Annotated in this window: 25 protein-coding genes; 21 read left to right on the top strand and 4 right to left on the bottom strand. The window is 69.2% G+C overall.

What is annotated here, in order from left to right; all coding sequences use genetic code 11:
- Nucleotides 1-99 precede the first annotated feature (99 nt).
- Entirely contained in the window at nucleotides 100-1,365 is a 1,266-nt protein-coding gene (locus ACS5PM_RS06190) for a choice-of-anchor tandem repeat GloVer-containing protein (RefSeq protein ID WP_439386593.1), read from the top strand.
- Here the strand turns inward: ACS5PM_RS06190 and ACS5PM_RS06185 are convergent.
- A complete protein-coding gene (locus ACS5PM_RS06185; protein WP_439386591.1) occupies nucleotides 1,332-1,604 on the bottom strand; it encodes a hypothetical protein in 273 nt (90 codons plus the stop codon). The two genes, ACS5PM_RS06190 and ACS5PM_RS06185, sit on opposite strands and share 34 nt — an antisense overlap.
- Before the next feature lie 241 nt (nucleotides 1,605-1,845).
- Between ACS5PM_RS06185 and ACS5PM_RS06180 the strand changes: the two genes are divergently transcribed.
- The 6 genes from ACS5PM_RS06180 (at nucleotide 1,846) to ACS5PM_RS06155 (ending at nucleotide 7,766) form a co-directional block, all read left to right on the top strand.
- Nucleotides 1,846-2,535: a GntR family transcriptional regulator gene (locus ACS5PM_RS06180; protein WP_439386589.1), complete on the top strand. Its 690-nt coding sequence runs from the start codon at nucleotides 1,846-1,848 to the stop codon at nucleotides 2,533-2,535.
- Nucleotides 2,536-2,635: 100 nt separating this feature from the next.
- Complete coding sequence (locus ACS5PM_RS06175; protein ID WP_439386587.1) at nucleotides 2,636-3,619, top strand: Bug family tripartite tricarboxylate transporter substrate binding protein; 984 nt, start codon at nucleotides 2,636-2,638, stop codon at nucleotides 3,617-3,619.
- Between the two features lie 8 nt (nucleotides 3,620-3,627).
- Nucleotides 3,628-4,776, top strand: a complete 1,149-nt coding sequence (locus tag ACS5PM_RS06170) for a mandelate racemase/muconate lactonizing enzyme family protein (protein ID WP_439386584.1) — start codon at nucleotides 3,628-3,630, stop codon at nucleotides 4,774-4,776.
- Nucleotides 4,776-5,669 (top strand): fumarylacetoacetate hydrolase family protein, encoded by an 894-nt coding sequence (locus ACS5PM_RS06165; protein WP_439386582.1) that lies wholly within the window; start codon nucleotides 4,776-4,778, stop codon nucleotides 5,667-5,669. The genes ACS5PM_RS06170 and ACS5PM_RS06165 overlap by 1 nt, the downstream gene beginning before the upstream one ends.
- A complete protein-coding gene (locus ACS5PM_RS06160) occupies nucleotides 5,662-6,618 on the top strand; it encodes an NAD(P)-dependent oxidoreductase (protein WP_439386580.1) in 957 nt (318 codons plus the stop codon). The genes ACS5PM_RS06165 and ACS5PM_RS06160 overlap by 8 nt, the downstream gene beginning before the upstream one ends.
- Nucleotides 6,615-7,766, top strand: a complete 1,152-nt coding sequence (locus tag ACS5PM_RS06155; RefSeq protein WP_439386578.1) for a mandelate racemase/muconate lactonizing enzyme family protein — start codon at nucleotides 6,615-6,617, stop codon at nucleotides 7,764-7,766. The genes ACS5PM_RS06160 and ACS5PM_RS06155 overlap by 4 nt, the downstream gene beginning before the upstream one ends.
- Before the next feature lie 238 nt (nucleotides 7,767-8,004).
- Here ACS5PM_RS06155 and ACS5PM_RS06150 read toward each other — a convergent pair whose 3' ends face one another.
- The 3 genes from ACS5PM_RS06150 to soxR all read right to left on the bottom strand — a co-directional run bounded on the left by ACS5PM_RS06150 (nucleotide 8,005) and on the right by soxR (nucleotide 9,996).
- Entirely contained in the window at nucleotides 8,005-8,715 is a 711-nt protein-coding gene (locus ACS5PM_RS06150) for an LrgB family protein (protein ID WP_439386576.1), read from the bottom strand.
- Nucleotides 8,712-9,074 carry a CidA/LrgA family protein gene (locus ACS5PM_RS06145; protein WP_439386574.1) on the bottom strand — a complete coding sequence of 121 codons (363 nt, stop codon included), beginning with the start codon at nucleotides 9,072-9,074 and terminating at the stop codon, nucleotides 8,712-8,714. The genes ACS5PM_RS06150 and ACS5PM_RS06145 overlap by 4 nt, the downstream gene beginning before the upstream one ends.
- Nucleotides 9,075-9,519: 445 nt before the next feature.
- Complete coding sequence (gene soxR / locus ACS5PM_RS06140; protein WP_439386572.1) at nucleotides 9,520-9,996, bottom strand: redox-sensitive transcriptional activator SoxR; 477 nt, start codon at nucleotides 9,994-9,996, stop codon at nucleotides 9,520-9,522.
- A 70-nt stretch (nucleotides 9,997-10,066) separates the two neighbouring features.
- Between soxR and ACS5PM_RS06135 the strand changes: the two genes are divergently transcribed.
- From ACS5PM_RS06135 to ACS5PM_RS06070, 14 genes are all read left to right on the top strand, one after another.
- On the top strand, nucleotides 10,067-10,393 hold the full coding sequence (locus ACS5PM_RS06135; RefSeq protein ID WP_439386570.1) for an antibiotic biosynthesis monooxygenase: 327 nt from the start codon (nucleotides 10,067-10,069) through the stop codon (nucleotides 10,391-10,393).
- A 370-nt stretch (nucleotides 10,394-10,763) separates the two neighbouring features.
- Nucleotides 10,764-11,951 carry an acetyl-CoA C-acyltransferase family protein gene (locus tag ACS5PM_RS06130; RefSeq protein ID WP_439386568.1) on the top strand — a complete coding sequence of 396 codons (1,188 nt, stop codon included), beginning with the start codon at nucleotides 10,764-10,766 and terminating at the stop codon, nucleotides 11,949-11,951.
- 13 nt (nucleotides 11,952-11,964) lie between these two features.
- Nucleotides 11,965-12,162: a hypothetical protein gene (locus tag ACS5PM_RS06125; protein WP_439386566.1), complete on the top strand. Its 198-nt coding sequence runs from the start codon at nucleotides 11,965-11,967 to the stop codon at nucleotides 12,160-12,162.
- A complete protein-coding gene (locus ACS5PM_RS06120; RefSeq protein ID WP_439386564.1) occupies nucleotides 12,159-12,938 on the top strand; it encodes an enoyl-CoA hydratase/isomerase family protein in 780 nt (259 codons plus the stop codon). Before ACS5PM_RS06125 ends, ACS5PM_RS06120 begins: the two co-directional genes overlap by 4 nt.
- A 124-nt stretch (nucleotides 12,939-13,062) precedes the next feature.
- Entirely contained in the window at nucleotides 13,063-14,049 is a 987-nt protein-coding gene (locus ACS5PM_RS06115) for a thiamine pyrophosphate-dependent dehydrogenase E1 component subunit alpha (protein ID WP_439386563.1), read from the top strand.
- Nucleotides 14,046-15,047, top strand: coding sequence for an alpha-ketoacid dehydrogenase subunit beta (locus ACS5PM_RS06110; protein ID WP_439386561.1), 1,002 nt, complete (start codon nucleotides 14,046-14,048; stop codon nucleotides 15,045-15,047). Before ACS5PM_RS06115 ends, ACS5PM_RS06110 begins: the two co-directional genes overlap by 4 nt.
- Nucleotides 15,048-15,052: 5 nt before the next feature.
- Nucleotides 15,053-15,286 carry a lipoyl domain-containing protein gene (locus ACS5PM_RS06105; protein WP_439386559.1) on the top strand — a complete coding sequence of 78 codons (234 nt, stop codon included), beginning with the start codon at nucleotides 15,053-15,055 and terminating at the stop codon, nucleotides 15,284-15,286.
- Nucleotides 15,286-16,098: a 2-oxo acid dehydrogenase subunit E2 gene (locus ACS5PM_RS06100; protein ID WP_439386557.1), complete on the top strand. Its 813-nt coding sequence runs from the start codon at nucleotides 15,286-15,288 to the stop codon at nucleotides 16,096-16,098. Before ACS5PM_RS06105 ends, ACS5PM_RS06100 begins: the two co-directional genes overlap by 1 nt.
- Complete coding sequence (locus tag ACS5PM_RS06095; RefSeq protein WP_439386555.1) at nucleotides 16,095-16,886, top strand: SDR family NAD(P)-dependent oxidoreductase; 792 nt, start codon at nucleotides 16,095-16,097, stop codon at nucleotides 16,884-16,886. Before ACS5PM_RS06100 ends, ACS5PM_RS06095 begins: the two co-directional genes overlap by 4 nt.
- 58 nt (nucleotides 16,887-16,944) lie before the next feature.
- Nucleotides 16,945-17,676 (top strand): TetR/AcrR family transcriptional regulator, encoded by a 732-nt coding sequence (locus ACS5PM_RS06090; protein WP_439386553.1) that lies wholly within the window; start codon nucleotides 16,945-16,947, stop codon nucleotides 17,674-17,676.
- Complete coding sequence (locus ACS5PM_RS06085) at nucleotides 17,673-18,206, top strand: Zn-ribbon domain-containing OB-fold protein (RefSeq protein WP_439386550.1); 534 nt, start codon at nucleotides 17,673-17,675, stop codon at nucleotides 18,204-18,206. The genes ACS5PM_RS06090 and ACS5PM_RS06085 overlap by 4 nt, the downstream gene beginning before the upstream one ends.
- Nucleotides 18,203-19,351 (top strand): thiolase family protein, encoded by a 1,149-nt coding sequence (locus ACS5PM_RS06080; protein WP_439386548.1) that lies wholly within the window; start codon nucleotides 18,203-18,205, stop codon nucleotides 19,349-19,351. Before ACS5PM_RS06085 ends, ACS5PM_RS06080 begins: the two co-directional genes overlap by 4 nt.
- 103 nt (nucleotides 19,352-19,454) lie before the next feature.
- The gene (locus tag ACS5PM_RS06075; RefSeq protein WP_439386545.1) at nucleotides 19,455-20,855 is read left to right on the top strand and encodes an aromatic ring-hydroxylating oxygenase subunit alpha; all 1,401 of its coding nucleotides are present in this window, start codon (nucleotides 19,455-19,457) and stop codon (nucleotides 20,853-20,855) included.
- Nucleotides 20,856-20,874: 19 nt separating this feature from the next.
- On the top strand, nucleotides 20,875-22,086 hold the full coding sequence (locus tag ACS5PM_RS06070; protein ID WP_439386543.1) for an acyl-CoA dehydrogenase family protein: 1,212 nt from the start codon (nucleotides 20,875-20,877) through the stop codon (nucleotides 22,084-22,086).
- The last annotated feature ends 7 nt before the right edge of the window (nucleotides 22,087-22,093 follow it).

Here is a 22,093-nt window from a genome sequence, read left to right as displayed (position 1 = left end):
GATGGCAGCGTCGCCGTTCGCCTTCTTGCGAAGGAGCCTTGCTTCTCGGGAGGTGATATCCCTGCTTGCAGGCTCGCCTGGCCTGCGGCGCAATTGCATGTGGTTCCGCCCAACCGTGGGGAAATGGGGGATGCGATGATCAGCAGGCGAAGCTTCATCAGCAGCGGGGCGGGAGTCGCCGCGCAGGCCGCGGCGGGCGTGCTGGCCGGCTTGCACTCCGGAGCGGCAGTTGGCAGCACGGCCGATGGAACCGGCGAGTTCATTCAGACCACGCTGTACAACTTCAAGGGCGACTATCACAACCCGCCCGGACCGAGCTGGATCATCTCGCCTGTCTGCCTCGCAAGCGACGGCAACTTCTACGGCACCAGCTACTACGGTGGCCGCTGGGGCAAAGGCACCGTCTACCGCAAGAAGCCCGATGGCCACTGCAAGGTGCTGCATGATTTCGATGCGACCGGGGCGCAATGGCCAATGAGTTGGCCCGGTTTGATCGAGGAAGGCCACGGCCGGCTGTGGGGCGTGCACTTCTTCGGTGGCGAATTCGGCGCGGGCATCATCTTCCGCATCAACCACCCCGGCGAATTCGAGCTGGTGCACACCTTCACGGGCGGCCGCGGCGGCGCGAATCCGCTCGGCTCGCTCATCCTGACCTCGGATGGCTGCTTCTACGGCACCACCTGGCAAGGCGGCTTGTACGACCACGGCACGGTTTTTCGGCTCAAGCCTGGCGGTGGTTTCAAGGTCATCCACTCGTTCAGGGGCGGCGAATCGCACCCTTCGCACCCTGCGGGCGCCCTGCTGGAAGGCCGCGATGGCTTCCTCTACGGCACCACGTACCACGGAGGCGACCATTCAGACGGAAGCGACTACGGCAAGGGCACGATATTCAAGATGGACCTGACCGGCAAGATGGCCATGGTTCACAAATGGACCGGGCCTGCCCGCAACCCCACGGGCGGGCTGATTCAGACACGCGATGGCCAGATCTTCGGCACGACTTTCGTCGGTGGCGAGACCGCCTCAGGCACGCTCTTCAGATTGACCGAGCAGGGTCGCGTGGAATGGCTGCATGAGTTCAATCGATTCGTTGACGGCGAGCTCCCGGTAGGCATGCTCGAGGCGAGCGACGGCACCGTGTACATCACGCTCAGCCAGGGTTGGGGCCGGCTCGAAGACGGCACGATCGTCCGCATGACGCTTGACGGGAAAACCGAGGTGGTTCACGTCTTCGACCATCTCACGGGCGGTGCAGACCCAGTGGCCCCCTTGATCGAGGATGACCAGGGTCGGCTCATCGGGACCACCCGTTTCTCGGGGCGAATGCGCGGTCACGGCACGATGTATGCGCTGACCCGAGCGTGAGCGGACTGTCTTCTCTTGCACAGGTTGTCGCCGACCGCCTGTGGCCCATCCGATCCGGAATTGGCGCGGTGCTCGACGACAGCGCGCAGATCGTTGCCGCCGGCCGTGGGCACACCGGGATCGTGCAGACGCTGCTCGACAAGAGCGCGGACGTCACGCAGTCGCACGGCGTTGACGCCGGCCACTGTGGAACCCAGTGTCGCCACCGTCCAGTCGCTCTTGGGGCGCGGCGCCGACATCGCAGCCCCTTCGATGACGGCAAGGCCGCACTGCACGAGGTGCCAGACCGATAGGGCAGGCCGACGAGCCCGGCGTTCGTCCGCGAACCCGACAGGGTGAGAGGCAGGCGCCATGGCGGATGCCGATGCATTGGTCACGAGGCGGGACCCCTTGCGCGCGTGCGGGGCGGAATCCACACGCAGCTGGCCGCGGTTCGTCGTTCAGGCCCCGCGGCCTGGGCCTCGGTTACCCTTGTCGACTGTGAACACGACCCTGCCGCCACTGGTCCCGCTGGAACGCAACACGCTGTGGGACAGCGCGTACGCCTCGCTGCGCACGGCGCTGATGGAAGGCCGGCTGGCGCCCGGGCAGCGCATTGTGCTGCGCGACATCGCCGAACGCCTCGGAATAAGCCTGACGCCGGTGCGCGACGCGGTGAACCGGCTGATCGCCGAGCGCGTGCTCGAGCGCGGCGGCGTCGGCCAGGGCGGCGGCGCGACGGTGCCTGTGCTGAGCGCCGACCAGTTCCGCCAGCTGATGGCGGTGCGCGCGAGCCTCGAGCCGAGCGCGACCGTGGCGGCGGCGCCGAACGTCACGCCCGCGAAACTGGCCGAGATTGAGCAGTCGCTACGAGCGATGGAATCGACCTTCGACGAGAAGCGCCCGGATGCCTACCTGCAGGCGCACCACCGCTTCCACTTCGGTGTCTACGCGCTGTGCCGGATGCCGATCATGCTGGAGATCATCGAGATCGCCTGGATCCGTTGCGCGCCGACGCTGACGCTCGGCCTGCCTGAATACGTCCCCGGGCTGAAGCGCTTTCCTCTCCACGTAGCCTGCGTCGAGGCGCTGCGACGCGGCGACGGCGAGCGCGCGGCAGCGGCGATTCGCGCCGACATCGAGAGCGCGCGCGACGACATCGTCCCGCTGCTCGAGCGCGCCCGGTCCTAACCCGGTCCTGACACTTGGCGGTGTCCCACCGCAGGGGAGGGCTTTCCCGTATTTCAAAGTTATTTGTTATAACATTGGCCATCCACTCCAGGAAAAGCCGATGATTTCTCGCCACAGCTTCCTCCGTTGCGCCACCGCTGCCGCCGTGGCGCTGACCGTCGGCGCCCCCGCCTTCGCCCAGGACACGTTCCCCAGCAAGGAGATCCGCCTCATCGTGCCGTGGAACGCCGGCGGCTCGAACGACATCGCGGCACGCGCCCTCGCTGACATCCTGATGAAGAAGGGTGTCCGCGTCATCGTCGACAACGTCCCCGGCGCGACCGGCTCGATCGGCATGCAGAAGGTCGCGAACGCGCCGGCTGACGGCTACACGATTGGCATGGGTACCAGTTCGACCCTGGCGCTGATGGCACAGGGCCTGACGCCGCTGAAGAGCGAGCAGTTCACGCCGATCGCGCGCGTGACGACCGACCCGCTGACGCTGCTGGTCCCGACGAGCAGCCCGCTCGGCACGCTCGACGAGTTCGTCGCCCAGGTGAAGAAGAACCCGGGCAAGGTCTCGGTCGGCACGCCGGGCAGCAACAACCTGAACCACATCTTCGCCGTGATGGCCGGCCGAGTCGCCGGGTCCGAAGTCAACGTCATCCCGTACACCGGCGGCGCCAAGGTCGTGGCCGACCTCGCCGGCAAGCAGGTCGACTCCGCGGTGCTGAAGCCGGGCGAAAGCAAGGCGCAGATCGACGGCGGCCTCGTGAAGCCGATCGGCGTCTTCGCGAATGAGCGCTTGAAGGTGTTCCCCGACGTGCCGACCTTCAAGGAGAAGGGCTACGACGTCTTCCCGTACGGCCCGCTCGTCCAGATGGCCTACCTCGTCGCTCCCGCGAAGGTGCCCGAGGACGTGCGGGTGAAGCTGACGAAGCTGTTCCGCGAGGCGATCCAGAACGCCGAGTTCAAGGCGGTCGCGGCGCAGGGCGGCGCACTCGTCGACGACGTCACCGGCCCGGCGCTCGCGACAGAGATCGCCAGCGTCGAAAAGTCGCTCGCCGTGGTCGGCAAGCAGATCTTCGTCGCCGAGAAGAAGTGAGGATGACCATGAACCCGAGCATCATCAAGAAGGTCACCTGCCACGCCGTCTCGGCGCCGGTGGAGCGGCCGTTCACCTCGTCGCGCGGCTGGCTCTACAAGCAGCGCGGCTCGTGCATCGTCGAGATCGAGACCGCCGACGGCATCGTCGGCTGGGGCGAGTGCTACGGCCCATCGGCGGTCGCCAAGGCGTACATCGAGACGCAGTTCGGGCCGCGCATCGTCGGCCGCGACGCGTTCGACGTCGAGGTCATCTGGGAAGACCTCTACAACCGCATCAAGGACTACGGCGGCAAGGGGATGGCGGCGGCGGCGCTGAGCGGCATCGACATCGCGCTCTGGGACATCGTCGGCAAGGCTTGCGGGCGGCCGATCCACAAGCTGATCGGCGGCGCCCACCGCACCGAGGTCACCTGCTACGCGACCGGCCTGTACTTCATCGACATGGACCGGCTGATCGAGGAAGCCGTCGAGGAAGCGCAGGGCTACGTCGAGGAAGGCTTCACCGCGGTGAAGATGAAGATCGGCCTCGGCGACCCGAAGCTCGACATCCGCCGCGTGGCCGCGGTGCGCGACGCGGTCGGCGCCGACGTCCGCCTGATGGTCGACGCCAACCACTGCATGACGGTGCCGCAGGCCATCCGCATCGGCCGCGAGCTGGAGAAGCTCGACATCGAGTGGTTCGAGGAGCCGATCTCGCCCGAGGACGTCGACGGCTACGTCGAGGTAACCCGTGCGCTCGATATGGCGGTCGCGGGCGGCGAGAACGAGATGACGCGCTGGGGCTTTCGCGACCTCGTCGTGCGCAAGGCAATGGACATCATCCAGCCCGACGTCTGCGCCGCCGGCGGCATCAGCGAATGCCGCAAGATCGCGACGCTCGCCGCCGCGCACGGAGTGGAGTGCGTGCCGCACGCCTGGGGCTCAGTGATCGGCGTCGCCGCGACGCTGCACTTCCTGGCCGCGCTGCCCGACCAGCCGCCGAGCTTCAGGCCCGTGCCGCCGATGTTCGAGTTCGAGCAGTGCGAGAACCCTTTCCGCGACCTGCTCGCGAAGGAGCCGATCGTGCAGCAGCGCGGCAAGGTGCAGATCCCGACAGGCGCGGGCCTCGGCATCGAGATCGACCGCAGCATCCTCGACCGCTACCGAGTCCGCTGATGCGCTTCGTCACGTTCCGCGGCCGCGACGGCCGCCCGGTCGCCGGCGTGCTGCTCGGAGTCGACCGCGTCGCCGACCTGTCGCACCCGGCGTGCGCCTCTCTGCTCGGCGGCACGCCGGCGAGCGTCGACGCCTTCGTCGAGCAGGGCCTGCAGGCATGGGCGCAGCGCCTCGGCGAGGCGCCGCTGCCGGAGGCCGCGATCCGGCCGCTCGCGGAGGTCACGCTGCTGGCGCCGCTCAAGCCCGGCAAGATCGTCGGCGCCGCGTTCAACTTCAGTGATGCGCTCGCCGAGCGCGGCATGGCGGCGCCGGCGGCGCCGGTGCTGTTCGTGCGTGCCGGCAGCACCGTCGTCGGCCCGGGCGAGCCGATCCGCGTGCCGCCCGACGCCGGCAACGTCGGCTACGAGGCCGAGCTCGCCGTCGTCATCGGCCGGCGCGCTCTGAGCGTGTCGCGCGCCGACGCGATGCGCCACGTCGCCGGCTACGTCGCCCACAACGACGTCAGCGGGAGCAGCTTCGTGAAGGAGGATGGCGGCAATTTCGTGCGCGGCAAGAACCTGCGCGCGTCGGCGCCGCTCGGCCCTTGGCTGGCCACGCCCGACGAACTGCCCGATCCGCACGCGTTGCGCATCCGGCTCGAGATCGACGGCCGCCCGCTGCAGGACGGCACAACGGCGAACCTCGTCTTCGACATACCGGCGCTGATCGAGGCGGCGTCGCGCTGGGTGCCGCTCGAGCCGGGCGACGTCATCGCCACCGGCACGCCGGCAGGCGTCGCCGCGACGCATCGCCCCGAGGCCTGGCTGCGTCCCGGCGCGACGGTCACGGTCGAGGTCGAAGGCCTCGGCCGCCTGGTCAACCCGGTCGCCGCGGGGGAGCCGTTCCATGGCTAGGCCGACCGTCCTGCTGACCGACACGATCCACCCGGCGATGCGACCGGTGCTCGCCGAGCACTGCGACGTCATCGTCGCGCCCGATGCGAGCGCGGCGACGCTCGCATCGCTGATCGGCACCGCCGACGGGCTGATCGTCCGCAACAAGCTGCCCGATGATATTTTCGACCACGCGCCGCGGCTGCGCGCCGTCGTGCGCCACGGCGTCGGCCTCGACCTCATCCCGGTCGCGGCGGCGACCGCGCGCGGCATCGCGGTCGCGAACCTGCCGGGATCGAACACCACCGCGGTCGCCGAGTACTGCATTGCCGCGATGCTGCAGCTGCGGCGCAACCTCGCGCAGCTCGACGCGCGACTGCGCGCCGACGGCTGGGCCACCGCCCGCCCGCTCGCCGACACCGGCATCGAATTGCGCAGCGGCACGCTCGGCATCGTCGGCGTCGGCGCGGTCGGCGCGCGCGTCGCTGCGATCGCGGCCGCGCTCGGCATGGACGTGCTCGGCCTGACGCGGCGGCCCGAGGCGCTGCCTGCCGGCGTCGTCGCCGCCGACAAGGCGACGCTGTTCGCCACGGCCGACGTCGTCGTTCTCGCGTGCCCGCTGAACGACGCGACCCGTGGCCTCGTCGACGCGGCGACGCTGGCGACGATGAAGCCCGATGCCCTGCTGGTGAACGTCGCCCGCGCCGCCGTCGTCGACACCGCGGCGCTGCTCGCGGCGCTGGTCGCCGGCCGCCTCGGCGGCGCCGCGCTCGACGTCCACGACCGCCAGCCGCTGACGGCTGACGACCCCGTCTTCTCCACCCCGCGCCTGCTGCTGACGCCGCACGTCGCCGGCATTACCGCGACCAGCCTGCTCGGCATGAGCCGCGGCGCCGTCGAGACGATGCTCGCGCTGCTGCGCGGCGAACACCCTCCGAACGTCGTCAACCCCGAGGTCCACGCCCGATGAACTCCCCCAAGATCGCCGACATCCGCGCAGTACCGATCTCGTTCCCGGTGCCGCCCGAGCACTCGGTTCGGCTCGGCATCGGTCGCAGCGTGAAGCGCGACGCCGTGCTGGTGCGCGTCGAAACCGACGAAGGCCACGTCGGCTGGGGCGAGGCGCACCACGGCCGAAGCCCGGGCGCGGTCGCGCGCCTCGTCGACACGACGCTGCGCGAGCTCGCCGTCGGCCTCGAGGCCTTCGACGTCCACGGCGTCTGGGCGCGCATCTACAAGATGCAGCTCGCCAGCCACGGCATGGGCGCGGCGGCGGCGCTCGCGCTCAGCGGCCTCGACCTCGCGCTCTGGGACCTGCGCTGCCAGGCGACCGGCTGGCCGCTGTACCGCATGCTCGGCGGCAGCGCGAAGCCCATCAAGGCCTACGCCGGCGGCATCGCGCTCGGCTACCAGGAGCCTGCGAAGCTCGTCGACGAGGCGCGCCGGCACGTCGCGAGCGGCTACCGCGCGCTGAAGCTGCGTGTCGGCGACACCGCGGCGCGCGACGTCGCGCGCGTCCGCGCTGTCCGCGAGGCGCTCGGCGACGGCATCGAGCTGCTCGTCGACGCCAACACCAGCTACACGCTCGACGACGTGCGCCGCGTGATGCCGGCGTTCGAAGAGTGCAGCGTCGGCTGGCTGGAGGAGCCGTTCCCGCCGCAGGATCGACGCGCCTACGCCACTGCGGCGACGCTCGGCCGCGTGCCGCTCGCCGCCGGGGAGAACCACTACACGCGCTACGAGTTCGCCCAGTTGCTCGAGGACGGCCACGTCGGCTTCGTCCAGCCCGATCTGTCGAAGACGGGTGGCCTCACCGAGGCGATGCGGATCGCGGCGATGGCGAGCGCCCAGAAGCTCACCGTGAACCCGCACACGTCGGCGACCGCGATCAACATGGCGGCGTCGATCCACTTCCTGTGCGCGGTCGACAACCCCGGCTATTTCGAAGGCGACGTCACGACGCTGAACCCGTTCCGTGACGCGCTCGCCGACCGCCTGCCGTACGCGCTCGATGACCAGGGCTGCGTGCGGCCGCCCGAAGGCGTCGGCATCGGCCTGACGATCGACACTGCGTTCATCGCCGACCACCCCCTCATTGACGGTCCCTGCTACGTCTGAACGGGGGCCGCGCGGTCGCTCGATTGCATTTGCGATCCTGGAGTTGGCGTCCTGACGCTGCGAAGCAATCAAGTCCTTCGCCTACGCGGCCAACTTGAACGTCCACCTGCAGTGCCTTCCAACGGCTGGTCATGGCCGACTACCGTCCGAGGGCGGACTGGAGATCGAAACGATGGCGACCATGATCGTCATCCAGCGCATTGGACGCTCTACGGGGAAGACGACATTTGCACCGACGCTAGAGCAGGAAGGCAAGCGGTAACAGGAGTGACGCTAACAGCACTTGCAGTCCGAGTGCTATGCCTGCATAGGCCCCCGCCTCGGCATCCACTTGCAATGCACGGGCGGCGCCAATGCCATGCGAAGTGGTCCCCAGCGCGAAGCCTCGCACGGCCCATGAGTTGATCCTCAGCGAATTGAAGAGGTACTTGGCCGACAAGGCTCCGACGATGCCGGTCAGGATCGCGAAGACTGCCGCCAACGCGGGCACACCGCCAATTCGCTCCGCGATACCCATGGCCACCGGCGACGTCACGGATTTGGGCGCCAAAGATCTAAGCACGTCGTCCGGCAGGCCAAGCGCCCATCCGAGCGATACCGAGGCGCCCGCCGCGCTTGAGCCACCGACCAGTGCCGCGATGGTCAAGGCGACGCCACGCCGGCGCAGTTCCCGTCGACGCTGCCAGAGCGGCCAGGCGAGCGCCACAACCGCCGGCCCGAGCAGCACGTGGATGAACTGCGCACCCGCGAAATAGACGGGGTAGGCCGTATCCGTGGCCGAGAGCAGGATGCCGAGGATGACCACCGACCAGAGCACTGGATTGGCCCAGGGCGCGCGCGCGAATCGCTCATAGACGGCACTGGCGACGGCATAGACGACCAGGGTTGCCGTCAGGCCGAACAGCGGCGTCGAGGCGAGGTAGACCCACAACTGCACGAAGTCATTCACTCGGGTGTTCCTGAGAAGGTTGCGTTGCGCAGCAGGACATTCAACAGCACTGCGGTGACCGCCATCCCCATCCACGTCGAGGCGACGATGACGACCAGGAGGCGAGCCCCGTAGTTGGAAATCATGTCGAGGTGGGTGATCACCCCGACGCCCACCGGAATGAACAGCAACGACAGATGCCCCAGCAGGGCTTCGGCAGCTGACTTGACGGGCTCGCAAAGCTGCGGAACTCGTAGCGCCGGGATCAACAGGAGCATGCCGATGACGGGTCCTGGAAATGGCAGCGCGAGTGCATGCGCCAGAGTCTCGCCGATGGCCTGGAAGACGAGTAGCACAGCCAGTCCACGCAGGGCATTCATGCAACAGCTCCGGGTTGTTCGCTGGACATCCGCGCTCGCTTGACCCAGTGCGCGAGCTTCCGATGCATCAATCCTAGGGTACCCCACAGCCGCCAAACGCGACCGACTGCACCTGGCCGGGACTTCCAGTTCGCAGACGTTGCCGTGAAGAGCCGCTGGCTGGCACGGCGGTCCCGCGTGCGTCAGCTGTCGTGCCGTCCCTCGGATTCACGGTCCCGGCCATGTGCCGTCGGCCACCACCGGCTGCTGTCGGGCATGATCGACGACATGCACATGCGCGGGATGGCCTCACGGGAAAGGCTACATCCGCGCGTTCGCAAGCTGGCCGACACGGTCGGGCGCTCGCCCGGCACCGCCGTCATCGCGGGGCTGAAGCTTCTTCGACATCACACTCAGTCAGCTGCTCCACGCCGCTCGATGACGTGCTGTGCGACACGCTGGCGAATCAGTCCCCGGCGGGCTTGACGAGCAGGCGCTGAGCGCCCGGCCCCTGCGCGGACAGCTTATCGAGCGGGTTACGCAGCCGGCAGCGATCGATGGACAGGCAGCCGCAGCCGATGCAGTCGTCGAGCGTGTCGCGCAACTTCTTCAGCTGCGCGATGCGCTCGTCGAGCCCCACGCGCCAGGTGCTGGACAGTCGCGCCCAGTCCTCGCGGTTCGGCGTGCGGCTCGCGGGAAGGGTGTCCAGTGCCGCGGCAATGTCCGCCAGCTGGATGCCCACGTGCTGCGCCACGCGGATGAAGGCGACGCGACGCAACACGTCGCGCGCGTAGCGGCGTTGATTGCCGGCACTGCGCCGGCTGGCGATGAGCCCCTTCGCCTCGTAGAAATGCAGCGTCGACACCGCCACGCCGCTGCGCCGCGCAACCTCGCCCACGCTCAGCCTGGGGGCGATGCCGGCTGCTTCCAAAGGATCGTTCATACGCACCTCTTGACCTCGACTTTAGTTGAGGTTCTAGAGTCTACTCACCACTTCATCGAAAGTTCAACGCATGTCCGTATCCACCTCGCTGTTCCGCGTCGACAGCTTCGCTGTTCCGGCCGCCTCGCTGAGCGCCTTCCTCGCGCGCGTGCACAACGTCGATCGCCTGCTTGCCAGGCAGCCCAGCTGCAGGCAGAACCTCGTGCTGACACAGACCGAGGGCCCGGGCGAGTTCAACGTCGTCACCATCGTCGAATGGGCCAGCGCGGAAGCAATGGCACGGGCCAAGGCGACCATGCGGGCGCACTATGCAAGCGAAGGCTTCGACCCACCGGCCTTCATGAAGAGTCTCGGTGTGCGCGGCAACCTGGCGGTCTACAGCAGGGCGCTCGGCTAGTCCTGCACCGCGCTGCGCACCTTCTGAATCTCGGCGTTTGGCGGCGGCTGTCTCCGGTCGCTTGACTTCACGTTGAGCGTCAGCCTTGCGGCGTCCAATCTCGGTAGGTCGAAGTCGGCTACGGGTCGGCAGCGCCAGTCCGACCCCTTGAGCAGCAGACATGCAGTCGGCCCCTGATACCGGCTGCCATCGCAGGGCGACGAACGACAGCTTCGGAGAAGCCGTCACCGCGTTCGGTCACGCAGGTCGCCGTCAAGGGTATTTGCCGATCTTTTAACAAACCATCTTGTTTGTTTGTTTGATAACCTGCGCACAGCCTGAAAGCGTCGGCGAGCCACGGGGCCGCCGAACGGACGTACTGGAGCAATGCATGGCAAGGCGTGAAATCGTGATCCTGGGGGCCGCCCGCACGGCCATCGGCAGCTTCGGCGGCGCGTTGAAGGAAGTCCCCTTGCGCCAGCTGGCCACCACCGCGGTGAGCGGTGCGTTGCGGCACGGCGTCGTCGACCCCTCGCTCATCGGCCAGGTGGTGATGGGCAACGTCATCCCCACCGAGCCGGCCGACGCCTATCTCGGCCGCGTGGCCGCCGTCGATGCCGGCGTGCCCATCGAGACCCCGGCCTACAACGTGAACCGGCTCTGCGGCTCCGGGCTGCAGGCCGTCGTCTGCGCGGCGCAGGCCATCGCGCTGGGCGACACCGATTTCGCCATCGGCGCGGGGGCGGAGGCCATGACCCGCGGGCCCTACCTGATGACCGCCGGCCGCTGGGGCATCCGCATGGGCGACGCGCAGCTGCTGGACTACATGAACGGCATCCTGCACGACCCCTGGCAGAAGTTCCACATGGGGATCACGGCCGAGAACGTGGCCCAGCGCCACGGCATCACCCGTGCCATGCAGGACGAGCTGGCGCTTCTGAGCCAGCAGCGCGCGGCCCGCGCCATCGCCGAAGGCCGGTTCAAGGGCCAGATCGTGCCGGTGGAACTGCCCTCGCGCCGCGGGACGCCGCAGAGCTTCGACACCGACGAGCACGTGCGCGGCCAGGTCAGCCTGGAACAACTCGCGGCGATGAAGCCCGCGTTCAGGAAGGACGGCGTGGTGACGGCCGGCAACGCCTCCGGCATCAATGACGGTGCTGCCGCCCTGGTACTGGCCGAGGCCGACGCGGCGCATGCCCGCAGGCTGCGGCCCCTGGCCCGCCTGGTCAGCTATGCCCACGCCGGCGTCGAGCCGGCCTACATGGGCATGGGCCCGGTGCCGGCCACGCGTGCGGCCCTGCAGCGTGCCGGACTGAAGGCCCATCAGATGGACGTGGTGGAGGCCAACGAAGCCTTCGCAGCCCAGGCCTGCGCGGTGACGCAGGAGCTGGACCTCGACCCTGCCAAGGTGAACCCCAACGGCTCCGGCATCTCGCTGGGCCACCCGGTGGGCGCCACCGGCGCGCTCATCAGCGTGAAGGCCATCCACGAGCTGCAGCGCACCGGCGGCCGCTACGCCCTCGTCACGATGTGCATTGGCGGCGGCCAGGGCATCGCGGCCATCTTCGAGCGCCTCTGAGCGGGCCGCCGCCATGGACTCCGACCTGCCTGCTCCGCTGCGCGAACAGCAGCAGCACACCCGCCGTTTCCTCGCCCACCAGATCGTGCCCATGGAAAACGACGCGCGCCAGCCACCCCAAGGCCGAGTGATGCTCCGCCGTCATCAGCTCGCAGTGAGCCACCCCAAGGGACTGGCCGCTGTCGGCGGCCAGCGGCGGGAGCCCATGTGAGTACTCCGCCGGTGCTGCTCCAGCGCGATGGAGCGATCGCGAACTTGCGACTGAACCGCCCCGGCGTGCTCAACGCGGCCGACGGCGCACTCGCGCTGGCCTTTCGCGCTGCCTGCCTGGCGCTCGAAGCCGACAGCAGCGTGCGCGTGGTCGTCGTCTCGGGCGAAGGCCGCGCCTTCATGGCTGGCGGCGACATCGCGCAGTTCCGCGAAGCACCGCACGCCATCGCCGAAACCCTGATCGACCCGCTGCACGAAGGCCTGCAATGCCTGGTCCGGATGCGTGCGCCGGTGATCGCCAGCCTGCACGGCGCCGTGGCCGGGGCCGGCCTGAGCCTGGCCATGGCCTGTGATCTCGCCGTGGCAGCCGAGGGCACGCGGTTCAGCTTCGCCTATGCGCAGCTCGGCGCCAGCTGCGACCTCGGCGGCTCCTGGCACCTGCCTCGCCTGGTCGGCCTGCGGCGTGCGCTCGAGATCTCGCTGCTCGGCGACACGATGGACGCCGCGCAGGCGCTGCAACTCGGCCTGGTGAACCGCGTGGTGCCGGCGGACAGCTTGGCCGACGAGACGCGCCGGCTCGCCACCCGCCTGGCAGCCGGCGCGCCAGTGGCGCTGGGCCAGCTCAAGCGCCTGATGCGCGAATCGTGGTCGCGCGACCTGGCCACGCAACTCGGCGCCGAACGTGCAGCCTTTGAGGCTTGCGTCGGCACACAGGATTTTCACGAGGGCGTCGAAGCCTTCCTGGCCAAACGCGCACCGCGCTACGAGGGGCGCTGAGCCCCACCAGCGGTGCGGCAGCACTGATTTCCCAGGCTACGGGCAAACCCTGGCGCACACCGGGACCTCGCTCGCTACACTCAAAACAAACAGATCTGTCTGTATTTTCAAAAAGGTGAACGGCATGCCAGAGACAAGCACCCCGAGCCGAGCCGAGCTGATCGAGATCTACCGCATCGCCACGCTCATCAAGTGCGCCGACGACCGCTTCATCGAGCTGATCAAGGCCGGGCAGATCGCCTCGCCGTACTACTCGCCGCGCGGCCAGGAGCTGATCCCCGCCGCGATCTCGGTGAACCTGCTGCCCACCGACACCGTAGTCACCACCTACCGCGGCATCCACGACCAGCTCGCCAAGGGCATCCCGCTCAAGCCCTTCGTGGCCGAGTTCATGGGCAAGGCCACCGGCACCTGCAAGGGCAAGGGCGGGCCGATGCACATCACGCATGTCGCCTCCGGCCTGCCGGTCACGACCGGTGTCGTCGGCTCGGGCCTGCCCATCGCCAACGGCCTGGCCTGGGCCGCGCAGCTGAAGAAGACCCGCCAGGTCACGGTGTGCAACTTCGGCGACGGCGCCACCAACATCGGCGCCTTCCACGAGGCGCTGAACCTGGCCTCGGTGTGGAAGCTGCCGGTCGTCTTCGTCTGCCAGAACAACCGCTACGCCGAGCACACGAAGTACGAACTCGGCACCTCCTCGCGCACCATCGCCGACCGGTCCATCGCCTACGGCATGCCGGGAGTCGAGGTCGACGGCAACGACGCGCTGGCGATGTGGTCGGCGGCGAAGGAGGCGATAGCCCGCGCCCGCGCCGGCGCCGGCCCCACGCTGCTCGATGCCCAGACCTTCCGCTTCCGCGGCCACCTGCTGGGCGACGACAGCCACTACATCCCCAAGGACGAGATGGCTGCAGCGCAGGCGGCCGATCCGCTGCCGCGCCTGCGCGCCTGGCTCATCGCCGAAGGGCACGCCAGCGATGCGGCGCTCGTCGACATCGAGCAGACCAACCAGGCCCGGTTCGAAGAGGCCGTGCGCTTCGGGCTGGACAGCCCTTTCCCCGATGCATCCGAACTGGGCATCGATGTGCTCGCGATGGAGACCCTCGCATGAACGCGCCCGCCTCGACGCCCCGCAGGATCAACATGGTCCAGGCCATCCAGCTCGCGCTGGACGACGCCATGGCCCAGGACGCCAGCGTGCTGGTGCTCGGCGAAGACATCGCCGACGCCCAGGGCGGCGGCGTCTTCAAGTGCACCGCCGGCCTGTCGGCCAAGTACGGCACCGATCGCGTCAAGTCCACCCCGATTGCCGAGCAGGCCATCATGGGCGCGGCCGTCGGCGCGGCGTTGGGCGGCATGCGCCCGGTGGCCGAGATCATGCTGATGAACTTCACCGCGGTGGCGATGGACCAGATCGTCAACCACGCGGCCAAGCTCCGCTTCATGACCGGCGGGCAGACGCACGTGCCGCTGACCATCCGCACGGCCACCGGCGCCGGCTTCGGCACCGGCGGCCAGCACGCCGACTACCTCGAAGCCTGGTTCGCCCATACCGCCGGCATGAAGGTGGTCGCGCCCTCCAACCCGGCCGATGCCTACGGCCTGCTGTTGTCGTGCATCTTCGACGACGACCCCTGCGTCTTCATCGAGAACCTGCCGCTGTACTTCGCCCCGGGCGAGGCGCCCGAGCGCGGCGTGCGCGTGCCGCTGGGGCAGGCCAAGGTCCTGCGCGAAGGCAGCGACGTGACGCTGATCAGCTACAGCCGCACGTTGCTCGAGGCCACGGCCGCCGCCGATGCGCTGGCGAAGGACGGCGTGTCGGTCGAGCTGATCGACCTGCGCACCATCGCCCCGCTGGACATGGCCACCCTCGCCGCCTCCGTCGGCAAGACGCGCCGGGCGGTCGTGGCCCATGAGGCGCAGGTCGACTTCGGCGTGGGCGGCGAGATCGCCACGAGGCTGCACCAGCAGCTGTTCGGCCGCCTGCTGGCCCCGGTGGGCCGAGTCGGCGCGGCGCGCTCCCCGGTGCCCTTTTCGAAGTCGCTCGAATCGGCCTTCCTCCCCACCCCGGCGCGCATCCAGGCAGCCGTGCTCGACACCCTGAAGTGACCACCATGGACATCCTGCTGCCCAAGCTCGGCTTTTCGGTCAACGAAGCCAACCTCGTCGAATGGATGGTGGCCGACGGCGCCAGCGTCGCCAAGGGCGACCCGCTGTACGCGCTGGAAAGCGAGAAGTCGGTGCAGGAGATCGAAGCGCCGGTGGCCGGCGTGCTGAAGATCCTCAGGAGCGCCGGCGAAGTCTACGAAGTCGGCACCGTGATCGGCACGATCGCCGAGGTGGCTTGATGGCTCTCGACGAGGTCCGCCCCACCGTGCCGCCGGCTCCTGCCTGGCCGGCCAGCCTGCCGCCGATGCCGGCCGTGGACCATGCCCGGTTCGGCCCGGTGGAGACCCTCGCACTGACGCGCACCCAGCAGCTCGTCGGGGCCTTCATGGCACGCAACTGGGCGCAGATCCCGCACGTCACCCATCACGACGAGGCCCCCATCGATGCGGCCGAGGCCTGGCGCAAGCGCGTCGCTGCCGAGCAGCAGATCAAGCTCACCCTCGTGCCGCTGCTCATCAAGGCCGTGGTGCACGCGCTGCGGGCGATGCCGCGCTTCAATGCCTCGCTCGATGCCGGCGGCGACAAGCTGGTGCTCAAGCGCTACTTCCACATCGGCGTGGCGGTGGAGGTGCCCGGCGGCCTGGTGGTGCCGGTGATCCGCGACTGCGACCGAAAGTCGCTCGCCGAACTGGCCGCCGAGCTGGCCGACAAGGCCGAGCGGGCCCGAGGCCGCGGTTTGCCGATGGTCGAGATGTCGGGCGGCTGCTTCACCATCAGCTCGCTGGGCGCCATCGGCGGCACGGGCTTCACGCCCATCATCAACGCACCCGAGGTCGCCATCCTCGGCGTCACCCGCACCGCCGAGCGGCTCTCGCTCGTCGACGGCCAGGTGCAAAGCCGCACCGTGCTGCCGCTCTCGCTGAGCTACGACCACCGCGTCATCAACGGCACCGACGCCGCGCGCTTTTGCCGCCTCGTCGCCGATGCCCTCGCCCAGCCGGCCACCTTGGTCGAGCCCCTGTCCACCAGCCTGCCCCTCGAGCTGCCATGACCACACCCAGCCAAGCTTCACCCGCCCGAATGTTCTCCCTCGACGGCCGCGTGGCCCTGGTCACCGGCGCCAGCTCGGGCTTCGGCGAACGCTTCGCCACCGTGCTCGCGGCCGCCGGCGCGAAGGTGGCCTGCGTGGCCCGCCGTGCCGATCGTGTCGAGGCGGTGGCCGAGGCCATCCGCGCCGCCGGCGGCGAGGCCATGCCCTGCGTGATGGATGTGACGGACCACGCCTCCATGCGCGCCGGCTTCGATGCCATCGAGGCCAGGTTCGGCACGGTCGACGTGCTCGTCAACAACGCCGGCCTCTCGGCCCCCGCGCCCTTTGCCGAGATGAGCAACCAGCAGTGGGATTCGGTGCTCGACGTGAACCTCTCGGCCCCGTTCTACGTGGCGCGCGAGATGAGTCGGCGCCTGATCGCCCGGGGCCGGCCCGGCTCGATCATCAACATCGCCTCCATCCTCGGCCACTTGGCCAAGGCAATGTTCGTCAACTACGGCACCACCAAGGGCGCCATGATCCACATGACGCAGTACATGGCGCTGGACCTGCTGCCGCACGGCATCCGCGTCAACGCGATCGCGCCGGGCTACTTCCCCACCGAGATGACCAACCCCTTCTTCGAGACCGACATGGGCAAGGCCGAGGTGGCGGCCCTGCCGCCCGGCCGGTTGGGGCGGCTGGAGGAGCTGGACGGCCCGCTGCTGCTGCTGGCCAGCGACGCCTCCTCCTACATGAACGGCACGGTGCTGACCGTAGACTATGGGCACTCCATTCGCCTGTCATGAGCCCGCCGGGCCGCCCGCCAGGGCGCTGCCTGACGTGCGCCGCATGAAGCCATTGCCCATGCCCACCATCGCCACCAAGAGAACCCGCCCCGCCCGCCGTCGCGACACCGCCGACGGCACCTGGCAAGCCGAGAAAAGCCTGCTCACCCAGACCCAGGTCGTCGAAGCCACCATGCAGTGCCTCATCAAGCTGGGCTATGCGCAGACCACCACCGACAAGATCGCCCAGCAGGCCGGCGTGTCGCGCGGCGCGATGACGCACCACTTCAAGTCGCGCGCCGCCGTCTTCACCGCCGCGGCGCAGTACATCACCGAGTTGCGCGCCAAGGAATACGACGAGACGCTCGGCAAGGTCAAGGTCCCCGCCGGCACGCTGCCCAGCTACGAAGACATGCGCGACACCATCGTGCACCTGCAGAAGTACTACGCCAAGCCCTCGTTCATCGCCCTGCACGAGCTGCAGCGCGGCGCCCGCGCCGACAAGACCTTGAGCGCCGCCATGGCCCCGCTCGAGCGCGCGCTCGACGCCAAGGTCTCATCCAGCATCCTCGAGCACTTCCCCTTCTGGGGCGAGGTGCAGGGCGCCGCCGAGGTGCTGCGCGACCTGATCTTCTCCACCCTGCAGGGTGTCGCGGTGGACCCGGTCGGCTACGTCAAGGGGGCCCGGCTGCAGCGCCTCATCGACCTGCTGGCCCAGACCACGCAGACCGAGTTCGAGCGCGCGTATGCCGAGGCCCACGGTGCCAAGGCGCTGCAGCGCGGCCTCGCGGCGCGGCAGGAGGCGGCATGAGCGGGAGCCTGCATCTGCCGGCCGGCGTGCTTTCTGCCCGGTTTGAAAACAAACAGACATTATCGTTTGTTGAGAGAACGACACCACCGCCCGTGCTGCTGGCCCCTCATCTGCTGCGCCTGCAGGACGGCGCCTGGTCGCTGATGGGCAGCCGCTGCGTGGCTTGCGGCGAGCTGTATTTCCCCCGGGCCCGGGGCTGCACGCGATGCAGCGGCACCGAGCTGGACGACACCGCGCTGGGGCACAGCGGACGGCTTTGGTCCTGGACCATCCAGGGCTTTCGCCCCAAGCCGCCGTATGACGGCAGCAGCGCAGACGGCGGCGAGGCCGGCTTCCAGCCCTATGGCGTCGGCTACGTCCAACTGGAAAGCGGCCTCAAGGTCGAGTCCCGCCTGACCGTGGCCGACCCGGCCCGGCTGCGCATCGGCATGCCGATGCGGCTCACGCTCGAGGCCTACCGCCACCTGCCGGGCGGCGAAGCCGTGCACACCTTCGCCTTCGAACCCGTCCCCGACAGCACCCCCTCATGACCGACGACGTCGCCATCATCGGCATCGGCCTGCACCCCTTCGGCCGCACCGACGCTCTGTCCGGCGTCGACCAGGGCGCCGTTGCCGTGCGCCAAGCCCTGGCCGACGCGGGCGTACCGTGGAGCGCGGTGGGCGTGGCCTATGGCGGCAGCCAGGACGCCGGCAACGCCGATGCGCTGTCCAACCTGCTGGGCCTGACCGGCGTGCCCTTCGTCAACGTGGCCAACGGCTGCGCGACGGGAGGCAGCGCCCTGGCCAGCGTGGTGGCGGCCATCCGCAGCGGGGTGGCCGAGATCGGCGTGGCGGTCGGCTTCGACAAGCACCCCCGCGGCGCCTTCAACGCCCAGCCCGCCGACTGGGGCCTGGAAGACTGGTACGGCCAGACCGGCCTGATGCTGACAACCCAGTTCTTCGCCTTGAAGACGCAGCGCTACCTGCACGAGCACGGCCTGCCCGAACGCGTGCTGTCCCTGGTGGCCGAGCGTGCCTTTCGCAACGGGGCGCTGAACCCGCACGCCTGGCGCCGGCAGGCGATCAGCGCCGACCAGATCGCCGCTTCCGTGCCGGTCAACCTGCCGCTGCGCAAGTACATGTTCTGCAGCCCGGCCGAAGGCGGTGCCGCGCTGGTGCTGTGCAGCGCGCGTTCGGCGCACAAGTACAGCCGCCACCCTGTGCTCGTGAAGGCCGCGTTGATGCGCACCCGCCACCACGGCTCGTTCGAGGTCTTCAGCCCCGGCCTGGCGGCGCTCGGCGTCCCGGCGCCCACGGTGACCGCCTCGGCCGCCGCCTACGAGCAGGCCGGCGTCGGCCCCGCCGACATCGACGTGATCCAGATCCAGGACACCGACAGTGGCTCGGAGTTGATCCACATGGCCGAGAACGGCTTTTGCGAGCACGGCGAACAGCTCGCGCTGCTCGAACGCGGCGAGACCGAGATCGGCGGCCGCCTGCCCATCAACACCGATGGCGGCTGCCTGGCCAATGGCGAGCCGGTCGGCGCCTCCGGCCTGCGCCAGGTCGTCGAGGTGTGCACCCAGCTGCGCGGCCAGGCCGGCGCGCGCCAGGTGCCGGGCCGGCCGCGCCTGGGCTACACGCACGTCTACGGCGCCCCCGGCGTGAGCGCCGTGACGATTCTTCAGACCTGACCCCACCCAGGCGAAACCGGATGAACCTGACCCCCAACAGGCCCCTGGCCTGGTCCCCCCGAGGGGGATCAGTCTCCTTGGGGCGGCCCTACGGAGACAAGCCATGAACAAGCCGATCGAACCGCAGATCTTCGTGCGCCCGCCGGAGACGGCCGGCAACCCCATGCGCTTCCAGGAGCTGCTGGCGCAGGAGACCGTCGAGGTGCCTGCCTTCCTGCAACCGGCGCCGCCGAAGTTCGGCAACGAGGACCTGGACGTCGCGCGCTACACGTCTCACGCCTTCCACCGCCTCGAGGCCGAGAAGCTCTGGCCCAAGGCCTGGCAGTTCGTCGTGCGCGAGGAAGAAGTCCCCCGCCCGGGCGACCACGTGGTCTACGACATCGTCGACCGCTCGGTGATCCTGATGCGCGGCGAAGACGGCACGATCCGCGGCTTCTACAACTCATGCCTGCACCGCGGCCGCACGCTGCGCAACCAGGGCGGCACGGCCGGCCAGCTGAAGTGCCCGTTCCACGGCTTCACCTGGGATCTCCAGGGCCGGTTCAAGAGCAAGCCCTGCGCCTGGGACTTCCCCCATCTGGACGACACCAAGCTCGACCTGCCGCAGGTGCGCGTCGAGAGCTGGGCCGGCTTCGTCTTCATCAACTTCGACCCTGAAGCGCCGACGCTGCTGGAGCACCTCGGCGTGCTGCCCGCGCATTTCGAGCGCTACCTGATGGACCGCTCCGTCTCGATCGCCCACGTGCAGCGGCGCATCGCCTGCAACTGGAAGGTGGCGCAGGAGGCCTTCTTCGAGGCCATGCACACCAAGGCCACCCACCCCGGCATCCTGACCTTCACCGGCGACGTGGACAGCCAGTACGACGTGTTCGGCGACCACATCGCCCGGGCCATCACGCCCATGGGCGTGGTCAGCCCCAACCTCGGCGGCGTCGACGAGACGACCACGCTGAACGACATCCTCGCCTTGTCCGGCCGCATGTCGGAGACCGACGGCTCGGGCCACGCCCTGCCCGAGGGCATGTCGGCACGAAAGTACGTCGGCGAGCTCAACCGGCAGGCCTATGCAGCGGCGGCGGGCGCGGACTTGTCGGACGCCACGCTGGCCGAGCTGGAAGACGCGATCCTCTACTCGGTGTTCCCCAACTTCCAGGTCTGGGCCGGCTACTTCGGCAACATCGTCTACCGCGTCATCCCCGACGGCGACGACCAGGACCATTGCCTGTTCGACGTCTACCTGCTGGGCCGGTACCCCGCCGGCAGCCCCTGCCCGCCGGCCGCACCGCTGAACCGCCTCGCCGACGACCAGCCCTTCACCGCCGCGCCCGAGATCGGGGCGCTGGGACCGGTGTTCGAAGAGGACATGCGCAACCTGCCTTTCATGATGAAGGGCATGCGGGCCAGCCAGCGCGGCCAAGTCAGCCTGGCGAGCTACCAGGAAAGCCGCATCCGGCACCACCACCTCACGCTGGACAAGTACCTCGGCCTGGGCGGGGCTGAGTGAACCACGGCAGCGCAACGCCATGAGCAAATCGACGCCCCTCGAACAAGCCCACGCCGGGGCGGCCCGGCTGCGCGAAGACATCCGGCGCTTCTGCGCCGAGACCCTGCCCGCCGAGCTGCGCCGCAAGGCCGGGCGCCACCAGGTGCTGGCCAAGGCCGATTACCTGCAGTGGCTGCGCCTGCTGCAGCGACAGGGCTGGCTGGTCGGCCACTGGCCGCGCGATTGCGGCGGCGCAGGCTGGTCGGCCCTGGAGCGCTTCGCCTTCGAGGACGAGCTGGCGCGCCAGGGCTGCCCCTGGGTGCTGCCCTTCGGCGTGAAGTACGTGGGGCCGGTGATCTACACCTACGGCACCGAGGCGCAGAAAGATCGATTCCTGCCGGCCATCGTCAGCAGCGAGGAGTTCTGGGCCCAGGGCTACTCCGAGCCCGGCGCCGGCTCCGACCTCGCTGCCCTGCGCACCGAGGCGCGGCGCGAAGGCGAGCACTACGTCGTGACCGGCCAGAAGGTGTGGACCACCTACGCGCAATGGGCCGACTGGATGTTCTGCCTGGTCAAGACCAGCCGCGGCCCGCGGCCGCAGGACGGCATCTCCTTCCTGCTCATCGACATGCGCAGCCCCGGCATCACCGTCAAGCCCATCCGCACCATGGATGGCTACCACCACGTGAACGAAGTCTGGCTCGACGAGGTGCGCGTGCCGGTGGCCAACCTCGTCGGCGAAGAAGGCGAGGGATGGAGCCACGCCAAGTTCCTGCTGCGCAACGAGCGCACCGCTGGTGCCATCGTGGGCATGGCCAGGCACGTCCTGCGGCGTCTAGAGCGGCTGGCCGCCGACACGCCGTCTCCCGAGGGCGGCCGGCTGATCGACGAACCCTCCATGCGCCAGCGCCTGGGCGAGTTCGAGCTGCGCTTCCTCGCCCTCGAAGCCGCCGCCTACCAGGCGATGGAGGCGGTGATGAACGGCGCGGAAAGCGGCGCCGAAGCGGCGCTCATCAAGGTCCGCGGCACCGAGCTGTACCAGGACATCGCCGAGGCCCTGGTCGATGCGCTGGGCCCGGCCGGCATCGCCTACGACACGGCCGCGCTGCACGACGCCGGCCTGCCGCCCCTGGGCCCGGACGACGCCGGCGGCATCGTCAAGGAGCACCTCTACAACCGCGCCGCCACCATCTTCGGCGGCTCCTCGGAGGTGCAGCGGAACATCCTGGCCAGGGCGGTGCTGGGCCTATGAGTGCGAT

Origin of the sequence: Ideonella flava (assembly GCF_051857595.1) — a bacterium.
In the GTDB taxonomy this organism is placed as follows: domain Bacteria; phylum Pseudomonadota; class Gammaproteobacteria; order Burkholderiales; family Burkholderiaceae_C; genus Ideonella.
This window is presented reverse-complemented; position numbering and strand designations above follow the sequence as displayed.